Origin of the sequence: Prescottella equi (assembly GCF_020171745.1) — a bacterium.
Taxonomy (GTDB): Bacteria; Actinomycetota; Actinomycetes; order Mycobacteriales; family Mycobacteriaceae; genus Prescottella; species Prescottella equi_A.
In genome coordinates, this window is sequence record NZ_JAIVAH010000013.1 from 23,393 (window position 1) to 34,076 (window position 10,684).

At 66.9% G+C, this 10,684-nt stretch carries 8 protein-coding genes; 7 read left to right on the plus strand and 1 reads right to left on the minus strand.

Annotation, left to right across the window (positions count from 1 at the left end; translation table 11 throughout):
* Nucleotides 1-16 precede the first annotated feature (16 nt).
* Both LCL87_RS10360 and LCL87_RS10365 read left to right on the plus strand, forming a co-directional pair.
* Nucleotides 17-3,976, plus strand: coding sequence for a DNA-directed RNA polymerase subunit beta' (locus tag LCL87_RS10360; RefSeq protein ID WP_225019312.1), 3,960 nt, complete (start codon nucleotides 17-19; stop codon nucleotides 3,974-3,976).
* A gap of 117 nt (nucleotides 3,977-4,093) precedes the next feature.
* Complete coding sequence (locus LCL87_RS10365) at nucleotides 4,094-4,294, plus strand: hypothetical protein (protein WP_225019314.1); 201 nt, start codon at nucleotides 4,094-4,096, stop codon at nucleotides 4,292-4,294.
* Here LCL87_RS10365 and LCL87_RS10370 read toward each other — a convergent pair.
* The gene (locus LCL87_RS10370; RefSeq protein WP_225019316.1) at nucleotides 4,291-5,097 is read right to left on the minus strand and encodes an acyl-ACP thioesterase domain-containing protein; all 807 of its coding nucleotides are present in this window, start codon (nucleotides 5,095-5,097) and stop codon (nucleotides 4,291-4,293) included. The genes LCL87_RS10365 and LCL87_RS10370 overlap by 4 nt on opposite strands.
* A gap of 225 nt (nucleotides 5,098-5,322) precedes the next feature.
* Here LCL87_RS10370 and LCL87_RS10375 point away from each other — a divergent pair, with 225 nt between their 5' ends.
* The 5 genes from LCL87_RS10375 (at nucleotide 5,323) to LCL87_RS10395 (ending at nucleotide 10,683) form a co-directional block, all read left to right on the plus strand.
* Complete coding sequence (locus LCL87_RS10375; RefSeq protein WP_225019318.1) at nucleotides 5,323-7,017, plus strand: FAD-dependent oxidoreductase; 1,695 nt, start codon at nucleotides 5,323-5,325, stop codon at nucleotides 7,015-7,017.
* A 70-nt stretch (nucleotides 7,018-7,087) separates the two neighbouring features.
* On the plus strand, nucleotides 7,088-8,053 hold the full coding sequence (locus tag LCL87_RS10380; RefSeq protein WP_225019320.1) for an NADPH:quinone oxidoreductase family protein: 966 nt from the start codon (nucleotides 7,088-7,090) through the stop codon (nucleotides 8,051-8,053).
* A 152-nt stretch (nucleotides 8,054-8,205) separates the two neighbouring features.
* Entirely contained in the window at nucleotides 8,206-8,676 is a 471-nt protein-coding gene (locus tag LCL87_RS10385) for a MarR family winged helix-turn-helix transcriptional regulator (RefSeq protein WP_225019322.1), read from the plus strand.
* Nucleotides 8,673-10,184, plus strand: coding sequence for a DHA2 family efflux MFS transporter permease subunit (locus tag LCL87_RS10390; protein ID WP_225019324.1), 1,512 nt, complete (start codon nucleotides 8,673-8,675; stop codon nucleotides 10,182-10,184). Before LCL87_RS10385 ends, LCL87_RS10390 begins: the two co-directional genes overlap by 4 nt.
* Nucleotides 10,185-10,329: 145 nt before the next feature.
* Nucleotides 10,330-10,683, plus strand: coding sequence for a hypothetical protein (locus LCL87_RS10395; protein ID WP_225019326.1), 354 nt, complete (start codon nucleotides 10,330-10,332; stop codon nucleotides 10,681-10,683).
* The last annotated feature ends 1 nt before the right edge of the window (nucleotide 10,684 follow it).

Consider the following 10,684-nt stretch of genomic DNA (forward strand, 5'->3'; position numbering starts at 1 on the left):
GGGGAAAGGAAGTTACGTGCTCGACGTCAACTTCTTCGATGAACTCCGCATCGGTCTCGCGACCGCGGAGGACATCCGCAACTGGTCCTACGGCGAGGTCAAGAAGCCGGAGACCATCAACTACCGCACGCTCAAGCCCGAGAAGGACGGCCTCTTCTGCGAGAAGATCTTCGGCCCCACCCGGGACTGGGAGTGCTACTGCGGTAAGTACAAGCGCGTCCGCTTCAAGGGCATCATCTGCGAGCGCTGCGGCGTCGAGGTGACCCGCGCGAAGGTGCGTCGTGAGCGCATGGGCCACATCGAGCTCGCCGCTCCGGTCACCCACATCTGGTACTTCAAGGGTGTGCCGAGCCGTCTCGGTTACCTGCTCGACCTGGCTCCGAAGGATCTCGAGAAGATCATCTACTTCGCTGCCTACGTCATCGTCGGTGTCGACGAGGAGCTGCGTCACAACGAGCTCTCCACGCTCGAGGCCGAGATGGAGGTCGAGAAGAAGACTGTCGCCGATCAGCGCGACGCCGATCTCGAGGCCCGCGCCCAGAAGCTCGAAGCGGACATCGCCGAGCTCGAGGCCGAGGGTGCCAAGTCCGACGTCCGTCGCAAGGTCAAGGACGGCGGCGAGCGCGAGATGCGTCAGCTCCGTGACCGTGCGCAGCGCGAGCTGGACCGTCTCGACGAGATCTGGACCACGTTCACCAAGCTGAGCGTCAAGCAGCTCATCGTGGACGAGGGCCTGTACCGCGAGCTGGTCGACCGCTACGGCGAGTACTTCACGGGTGCGATGGGCGCGGAGTCCATCCAGATCCTGATGCGCAACTTCGACATCGAGGCCGAGGCCGAGTCTCTGCGCGAGACCATCCGCAGCGGCAAGGGTCAGAAGAAGCTGCGTGCGCTCAAGCGCCTCAAGGTCGTGGCTGCCTTCCAGCAGTCGGGCAACTCGCCCATGGGCATGGTCCTCGACGCCGTCCCGGTGATCCCGCCGGAGCTGCGCCCGATGGTCCAGCTCGACGGTGGCCGTTTCGCGACGTCCGACCTGAACGACCTGTACCGCCGCGTCATCAACCGCAACAACCGCCTCAAGCGACTGATCGACCTCGGTGCACCCGAGATCATCGTCAACAACGAGAAGCGGATGTTGCAGGAGTCCGTCGACGCGCTGTTCGACAACGGACGTCGTGGCCGGCCCGTCACGGGCCCGGGCAACCGTCCGCTGAAGTCGCTGTCCGATCTGCTCAAGGGCAAGCAGGGCCGCTTCCGTCAGAACCTGCTCGGTAAGCGCGTCGACTACTCGGGCCGTTCGGTCATCGTCGTCGGTCCGCAGCTCAAGCTGCACCAGTGCGGTCTGCCGAAGCTCATGGCGCTCGAGCTGTTCAAGCCGTTCGTCATGAAGCGTCTGGTCGACCTCAACCACGCGCAGAACATCAAGTCCGCGAAGCGCATGGTCGAGCGTCAGCGTCCGCAGGTGTGGGACGTCCTCGAAGAGGTCATCAACGAGCACCCCGTGCTGCTGAACCGTGCACCTACGCTGCACCGCCTCGGCATCCAGGCCTTCGAGCCGCAGCTCGTCGAGGGCAAGGCCATCCAGCTGCACCCGCTCGTGTGTGAGGCGTTCAACGCCGACTTCGACGGTGACCAGATGGCCGTGCACCTGCCGCTGTCGGCAGAGGCGCAGGCCGAGGCCCGCATCCTGATGCTGTCGTCGAACAACATCCTGTCGCCGGCGTCGGGTCGTCCGCTCGCCATGCCGCGTCTGGACATGGTGACGGGTCTGTTCCACCTGACCCGTGAGGTCGAGGGTGCGATCGGCGCTTACCAGCCGGCCGCCGACGGCCAGCCGGAGCAGGGTGTCTACAGCTCGCCGGCCGAGGCTCAGATGGCCGTCGACCGTGGCGTGCTGTCCGTGCAGGCGGGAATCAAGATGCGCCTGACGCATCAGCGTCCGCCGCGCGATATCGAGGCGGAGCTGTTCCCCGAGGGCTGGAGCTTCGGCGACGGCTGGATGGTCGAGACGACCCTCGGTCGCGTCATGTTCAACGACCTGCTCCCGGCGGACTACCCGTTCATCAACGAGCAGATGCCGAAGAAGCGTCAGGCGACGATCATCAACGATCTGGCCGAGCGTTACCCGATGATCGTGGTCGCGCAGACGGTGGACAAGATGAAGGACACCGGCTTCTACTGGGCCACCCGGTCCGGCGTGACGGTCTCGATCTCCGACGTTCTCGTGCCGCCGGAGAAGGCTCAGATCATGGAGCAGTTCGAGGCGCAGGCCGACCAGATCGAGAAGAAGTACCAGCGCGGTGCTCTCAACCACACCGAGCGCAACAGCGCCCTGGTGAAGATCTGGTCCGAGGCCACCGACGAGGTCGGTAAGGCCATGGAGGCCCACTTCCCCGACGACAACCCGATCCCGATGATCGTGAAGTCCGGCGCCGCCGGCAACATGACTCAGGTTCGCTCGCTCGCCGGTATGAAGGGCCTGGTGACGAACCCGAAGGGTGAGTTCATCCCGCGTCCGATCAAGTCCTCCTTCAAGGAGGGCCTGACGGTTCTCGAGTACTTCATCAACACGCACGGTGCTCGTAAGGGTCTGGCCGATACCGCTCTGCGTACCGCCGACTCGGGTTACCTGACCCGTCGTCTGGTGGACGTCTCGCAGGACGTCATCGTCCGCGAGGTCGACTGTGGCACCGAGCGCGGCATCCTCACCACGATCGCGGAGAAGGCAGCGGACGGCACGATGATCCGCGACGCGCACGTCGAGACCTCGACGTACGCCCGCACCCTGGCCGCGGACGCGGTCGACGAGAACGGCAACGTTGTCGTCGAGCGTGGACACGACCTGGGCGATCCGGCGATCGACGCGCTGCTCGCGGCGGGTATCACGCAGGTCAAGGTCCGCTCGGTCCTCACCTGCACCACCGCCACGGGTGTGTGTGCAACGTGCTACGGCCGCTCGATGGCGACCGGCAAGCTCGTCGACATCGGCGAGGCCGTCGGTATCGTCGCGGCACAGTCGATCGGTGAGCCCGGTACCCAGCTGACGATGCGTACCTTCCACCAGGGTGGTGCGGCCGGCGCGGCCGACATCACCGGTGGTCTGCCGCGTGTCCAGGAGCTGTTCGAGGCCCGCGTCCCCAAGGGCAAGGCCCCGATCACCGAGGTCTCCGGCCGGGTGCAGCTCGACGACGACGATCGCTTCTACAAGATCACGGTCGTCCCGGACGACGGTGGCGAAGAGGTCGTGTACGACAAGCTGTCGAAGCGTCAGCGTCTGCGTGTCTTCAAGCACGACGACGGCTCCGAGCGACTGCTGTCGGACGGTGACCACGTGGACGTCGGTCAGCAGCTGCTCGAGGGCGCTGCCGACCCGCACGACGTGCTGCGTGTCATGGGCCCGCGTCAGGTGCAGATCCACCTCGTCAACGAGGTCCAGGAGGTGTACCGGAGCCAGGGTGTGTCGATCCACGACAAGCACATCGAGGTCATCGTGCGCCAGATGCTGCGTCGCGTCACGATCATCGACTCGGGCTCGACGGAGTTCCTGCCCGGCTCGCTGGTCGAGCGTGCGGAGTTCGAGGCGTCCAACCGCCGCGTCGTCGCCGAGGGTGGCGAGCCCGCGGCCGGACGTCCGGTGCTGATGGGTATCACGAAGGCGTCGCTGGCGACCGACTCGTGGCTGTCGGCGGCTTCGTTCCAGGAGACCACTCGCGTGCTGACCGATGCGGCGATCAACTGCCGCTCGGACAAGCTGATCGGTCTCAAGGAGAACGTGATCATCGGCAAGCTGATCCCGGCCGGCACCGGCATCAACCGGTACCGGAACATCCAGGTTCAGCCCACCGAGGAGGCACGTGCGGCTGCGTACGCGGTTCCGTCCTACGACGACCAGTACTACAGCCCGGAGGGCTTCGGCACCGGTACCGGTGCCGCGGTTCCGCTGGACGACTACGGCTTCGGTAGCGACTACCGCTAGCCCGTAGAGAGTTCGATCCGAAGGTCCCGTCCCCGACAGGGGGGCGGGACCTTCGGGCATTCTGGGGGAAGGAAGAATGTTCTTGTAACCGGACGAATTGGACACGTGGAGGGCATCATGGCCGGCAAGAAGATCGACCGTGTCAAGGCTGAGTCGGCACTCGAGGTCGTCAAGGAGAGTCCAGCCATCGTGGCGATCGTCGCGGCCCCGGCCGTGGTCGTCTTCGGCGTGCTGTGGTGGCTCACCGGCTTCGGGACGGCGCTGCTGGTGACCCTGCTGATCGCCGGCATCGCAGTGGTCGCCAAGAAGGTCTTCTAGCCAGGGCTCTCGAGCTTCTCGACCCGCGCGACGGCGCGCACCTCGCCCTCGACGAGGAACCACACCGACAGTGAGGTGTCGTCGCCGTCCGTGCGGAGTCGCACGTGATCTCGGGCGAAGATCGGGCTGAGGTGCTCGACCACCGCCCGGTACGGAGCCTCCCGCAACTCGGGTCGATCGGCGAGGCATTCCTCGACCGCGTGCCAGTACGTCGCGTTGTTGACGTGATTGAACGGGTCGATGTCGGTGGTCCGCAGGTGGAACGTCCGTTCGTGATCGTCCCAGTCGTCGGCGTCGGGTGGCGTCGCCGGCAACCACGGCTTCCAGCGGAGGCGATGCTCGTCCGTCGTCCGTCCCAGGCTCTCGAGCAGGCCGTCGCTGATCCGGGTCGGCATGCCGGTGTCCGCGCCGATGTCGATCCAGAATCCCTCGGTCTCGATCAGGGCGCCCGCGGTACTCGTCAGTCGGACCCGCATCGCCGACCATCTCGTCGAATGTGCGGCGCACCAGCGGCGCAGGGTCATGCGGTCCGGCCACACGGCGGGGCGGTGCACCTCGATGACGGTGCGCCGGACGATCCACAGCGGGTCGGTTTCGTCGTACCCGAACGCCGCGAGGTTGTCTGAGCCGATGTCCTGGAGATAGCGGGCGATGCCGTCGAGCCGCAGTCGATTCTCGGTGTCGACGTCCCCGGTGCGGATCGGACGCGAGGTCTCGAAGCACTGCTCGGGCGGGGGTGCCGGTGCCAGCGGGCCGGCCGTCGTGACGCTCTGCGTTGCGGGGGCGATCTGCTCGGAAGCCACGGTGTTCCCTCGGTTCGGCGGTTGTCGCCAGCGATTGTGACAGTTCGCGGCCCTGTAGTCACCGGATTCGGCGAGTCACCGGATTCGGCCGAGGGTGCTTGTTCGATCGTCCGGCGCCGCGTACAGTCCCATAACTGTAACTCATAGTCACATGAAGGGCGTCACATCGGTGACGGCGGTGGGCGTGCATCACGTCCGATGTGGCGCTCGAGACGGGAATCGAACATGGCCTACGTCATCACCCAGGCGTGCTGCAACGATGCGAGTTGTGTGTCGGCGTGTCCGGTGAACTGCATCCATCCGACGCCGGAGGAAGCGGAGTTCGCGACAACCGAGATGCTGTACATCGAGCCGCAGGCCTGCATCGATTGCGGCGCGTGCGTCGACGCCTGCCCCGTGAATGCGATCTTCCCCGAGGACCAGCTGAGCGAGTCGCTGCAGCGGTACCGCGAGATCAACGCCGACTACTACACGCGCCACCCGCTGCAGCCGGACTGGATTCCGCTGACGCCGGCGACGCTGCCCGTGCGCGACCTCGGCACCCTGCGGGTCGCGGTCGTCGGGGCGGGGCCCGCGGCCTGCTATGCGGCGGAGGAATTGCTCAAGCGCTCCGACGTCGAGGTCGAGATGTTCGAGAAGTTGCCGACCCCGTGGGGGCTCGTCCGCGCCGGCGTCGCGCCGGATCACCCGGGCACAAAGGCGGTGACCGAGATGTTCGAGTGGTCGCTCGGCCGCGACGCGTTCCAGTTCCATCTCAACGTCGAGGTCGGCAGGCATATCAGCCACGCCGATCTGCTGGCGCACCACCACGCGGTGATCTACGCGGTGGGCGCGTCGAGCGACCGGGCGCTGGGGGTGCCCGGCGAGGGCCTGCCCGGCAGCCACGCCGCGACCGAGTTCGTGGCCTGGTACAACGGCCACCCGGACTACGCGGACCGGGAGTTCGACCTCTCCGGGGAGCGCGCGGTGATCGTCGGCAACGGCAACGTCGCGCTCGACGTCGCGCGCATCCTGACGATGGACCCGGACGAACTGGCGAAGACCGACATCGCCGATCACGCACTGAAGGCGCTGCGCCGCAGCAACATCCGTGAGGTCGTGCTGCTGGGCCGGCGAGGTCCCGCGCAGGCGGCCTACTCCAACCCCGAATTCCTGGCCCTGGGCGAGCTGTCCGGCATCGATGTCGTGATCGATCCCGCGGAGGTGGAACTCGATCCCCGCTCGCAGGCGCTCGTCGACGCGGGCGAGACCGAACCGGCCGTCGCGATGAAGGTGCGCCTCGCGCAGGAATTCGCGCAGCGGACCCCGACCCCGGGCAACAGGCGGATCGTGTTCCGGTACCTGAGCTCGCCTACGGAGATACTCGGCACCGAGCGTGTCGAGGGTCTGACCGTCGTCGCGAACGAGTTGGTCGAGGACGCCGCCGGTGGTCTCGCGGCGCACCCCACCGCCCGAACCGAGCGAGTCGACGCCTCGCTCGTGCTGCGCTCGATCGGCTACCGGGGACGTCCGGTCGCCGACGTGCCGTTCGACGATCGGCGCGGGGTGATTCCGAACGACCGCGGGCGTGTCGTCGTCGGTGCGGGAGAGCCGGTCGACGGCGTGTACGTGACCGGGTGGATCAAGCGGGGTCCGAGTGGGGTCATCGGGACCAACAAGTCGTGCGCCAAGGAGACCGTGGCCCGGATCGTCGAGGACTTCGAGGCTCGGCGTCTCGCGGCGCCGACCGGTGGGCGGAAGGATCTCGGCAAGCTGCTGGCACGCGTCCGGCCCGAGCGGATCTCGCGCCGGGGCTGGGAGGCGATCGACCGGGCCGAGCGTGACAGGGGACTGGCGTCGGGACGGCCGCGGGTGAAGATGACGGACACCGCGGAAATGATCGTGGTCGGACGTAGGCGTCGCGCGCTGTTCGGCGGGTGACTCCGGGGTAGCGTCACGCGCAGGGCGCAGCGTCCACCGGACGCCGGCCCGGCGGATTCGGAGGTGGGAAGTGCGCGCAGTGGTGGTCACGGACCTGGCAGGCCCGTCGGCGATCGTGGTCGAGGAGGTCGCCGAGCCGGACGCGGCGGGGCTGGTGCTCATCGACGTCAAGGCCAGCGGCGTGTGCTTCCCCGATCTGCTGATCAGCTACGGCAAGTACCAGATCCGGCCCGAACCGCCGTTCGTGCCCGGCACCGAGGTGGCGGGCGTCGTGCTCAGTGCGCCCGACGACAGCGGCTTCGAGCCGGGACAGCGGGTCCTCGCCGTGTCGAGCCTCGGTGGCTACGCCGAGCGCGTCGCCGTCCACCAGAATCTGGTGCTCCCGATCCCGGACGAGTTGACGTTCGAGGAAGCCGCGTCGCTGATCATCAACTATCAGACGATGGAGTTCGCTCTGGGCCGTCGGGCGAAGCTGCAGCCGGGGGAGACCGTGGCGATCCTCGGTGCGGCCGGCGGGGTCGGCACGTCGGCGATCCAGTTGGCGAAGGCGCACGGGGCCCGGGTGATCGCGGTCGTCCGCCGGGACGGTGCCGACGACTTCCTGCGTGAGATCGGTGCCGACGAGGTGGTCCGGCTGTCCGACGGCTGGGCCGCGCAGGTTCGCGAGCTCACGGACGGCCGAGGCGTCGACGTCGTGGTCGATCCGGTCGGCGGGGACGCGTTCGACGACGCCGTCCGCGCGCTGGCTCCGGAGGGGCGTCTGGTCGTGATCGGTTTCGCGGGCGGGGGTATCCCGACTGTCAAGGTGAACCGCGTCCTGTTCCGGAACATCAGCATCGTCGGCGCGGCGTGGGGTGAGTTCCTGCGGCACGAGCCGTCGGCGCTCGCGGAGACACACGCTGCACTCGTGAAGCGCGTGCGGTCGGGATTGCGCCCCGTCGTGAAGGCTCGCTACCCGCTGGCGTCGGCCGCCGAGGCGCTCGTGGATCTGGAGGCAGGTCGGGTGCTCGGAAAGGCTGTCCTCGTGCAGGACTGACTGTGTTCCTCGTCACCTGGCCCCTTCCTGCCCGGAAAATCTGTTGCCGCAGGTAGGGGCCGCGTGGTGTCGTTGACGGGTCGCGGTTTCACGGCCGCCGTGGGGGTAATTGCATTTCCGCAATAGTTGCATGGTCGCTACTATTCGAGCCCGTGGCTGATGTGACTCCGGACGACGTCTACACCGTGCTCGAGGAGTTCATCATGCGTCTCCTGGGTATGGGGGAGTCCGAGTCGATGGACACCCTCATCGCGATGGATCTGTCGTTCTCGCAGGTTCGTGCGCTCTTCGTGCTGGCGCAGCACGGCGAGCCGATCGCGATCAACGAGGTCGCCGAGTGTCTGCGGATGTCAGTGGCTGCCGCAGGCCGCAACATCGACCAGTTGGTGTGTCAGGAACTTGTGCTGCGCCGTGAGGACCCGGGGGATCGTCGGATCAAACGGGTCTCGCTGACGGAGTCCGGGCGAAGCCTGGTCTCCCGTCACCTCGAGGACAAGCGTGACGAGCTCCGAGCGTTCGCGGGCCGGTTGGACCAACCGGACCGCCGGCGGTTGCTCGAGGCCCTTCAACCCATACTCGCGGGCGATGCCCTGCGGGCCCGAAGTCAGGAATTTTGTACATGACGACGCCCAACGCGACGTCCGGACCCCCAGCCGGGGCTCCGGAGTCGGACAAGATCGACGGTGCGGTCCTCAAGATCGCCTCCGTGGTGGTGCTCGGCGCCATCATGTCCATCCTCGACGTCACCGTCGTCAGTGTCGCGCTGCCGACGTTCGCGGAGACGTTCGAGACCAGCTACGCGGTGGTCGCCTGGACGATGACCGCGTACACGCTCGCCCTCGCGACCGTCATCCCCGTGACAGGTTGGGCCGCGGACCGGTTCGGCACCAAGCGCCTGTACATCGGCGCACTGGTGCTGTTCGTGATCGGTTCGGTTCTCTGTGCATTCGCGTGGGACATCACGTCGCTGATCGTGTTCCGCGTGATCCAGGGTCTGGGCGGCGGCATGCTGATGCCGCTGGGCATGACGATCATGACCCGCGCGGCCGGCCCCGAGCGTGTCGGTCGCGTCATGGCCGTGCTGGGCATCCCGATGCTGCTCGGTCCGATCGCCGGCCCCATCGTCGGTGGCTGGCTGATCGACGCCGCGAGCTGGCACTGGATCTTCCTCATCAACCTGCCGATCGGCATCATCGCCCTGGCTGCGGCGTTCAAGCTGCTGCCGAAGGACGAGCCGAGCCCGTCGCAGCCCTTCGACTTCGTCGGCATGCTGCTGCTCTCGCCCGGTCTGGCGCTGTTCCTGTACGGCGTCTCGTCGATCCCCGAGCACGGCAAGGGGCTGTCCCCGGAGGTCCTGATCCCGATCGGCATCGGCCTGGTGCTGATTGTCGGGTTCGTCTTCCACGCCCTGCGCAAGGACCACCCGCTGATCGACCTGCACCTGTTCCAGAACCGGCAGCTCACCGTCGCGGTGCTCACGACCACGATGTTCATCATCGCGTTCATGGGTGCGGGCCTGCTCTTCCCGAGCTACTTCATCCAGGTGCGCGGTGAGTCCGCGATGGCGGCGGGTCTGCTGCTGGCGCCGCAGGGTATCGGCGCGATGGTGACGATGCCGATCGCCGGCCGACTGGTCGACAAGATCGGCCCCGGCAAGATCGTCCTGACGGGTCTGCCGCTGATCGCGCTGGGCATGTTCACGTTCACGCAGCTGACCGCGACGTCGTCCTACCCGCTCCTGATGGGTTCGCTGTTCGTGATGGGCCTCGGTATGGGCTGCACGATGATGCCGCTGATGACGGCCGCAATGGTCACGCTCAAGCACGAGATGATCGCCCGTGGTTCGACCCTGATGAACATCGTCCAGCAGACCGCCGGCTCGATCGGTACCGCCACGATGTCGGTGGTGCTGACGAACCAGATGACGTCTCACGGCCTCAGCAAGGACGCTGCCCCGCCGACCGACCCGAGCAGCATCGCGCAGATGCTGAACGATTCGGCCGACTCGTTCGGCGCGACGTTCATGGTGGCGTTCGTTCTCGTCCTCGTCACGCTGATTCCGGCGTTCTTCCTGCCGCGTCGTCGCACTGCCGCGACCACCGAGGAAGTTCAGCCCATGATGATGCACTGACATCCGCACTCGAAAGAGCCCCCGAGCGATTCGTCGCTCGGGGGCTCTTCGCGTTGTCCGAGTTCGGGTCGGCGCGTCGCCCCGATCCTGTCAGTGGCCGGTTCTATCGTCACGACAGGAGCCTCGAGCAGGGAAGGGGCGCATCATGGCTGAAGAGCCTGGCGTCACGCACAACCCGGACAATCCTTCGCACTGGCACTACTACGCGGTGGTCGGCACCACGATCGGCGGCGGTCACACGCTCGCCGAGTTCGGTCCACACCGCACCGCACTCTCGGCGCTGCAGGTTGCCGTTCATGCGGTCAATCACACGGCGTTCTCGATGTTCGAGCAGGGCATCGTCGGGAACATGCTGGCCGACTCGGTGATGGTGGAGCGACTGCCCATCACGAACTTCACGGTCGAACGGCAGCACCCCGTCACGCGGGCGCCCGACGCGCGGTGGTCCCTCAGTGGTGGCCGGCGGGCCTGGGGTGTGGCGGCTCATCTGACGGCGTGAC

What these genes read in the sequence shown, in the direction of transcription:
- LCL87_RS10365 (WP_225019314.1), top strand. Translation starts at nt 4,094, where the DNA reads ATGGCCGGCAAGAAGATCGACCGTGTCAAGGCTGAGTCGGCACTCGAG.
- LCL87_RS10390 (WP_225019324.1), top strand. Translation starts at nt 8,673, where the DNA reads ATGACGACGCCCAACGCGACGTCCGGACCCCCAGCCGGGGCTCCGGAG.
- LCL87_RS10395 (WP_225019326.1), top strand. Translation starts at nt 10,330, where the DNA reads ATGGCTGAAGAGCCTGGCGTCACGCACAACCCGGACAATCCTTCGCAC.
- LCL87_RS10375 (WP_225019318.1), top strand. Translation starts at nt 5,323, where the DNA reads ATGGCCTACGTCATCACCCAGGCGTGCTGCAACGATGCGAGTTGTGTG.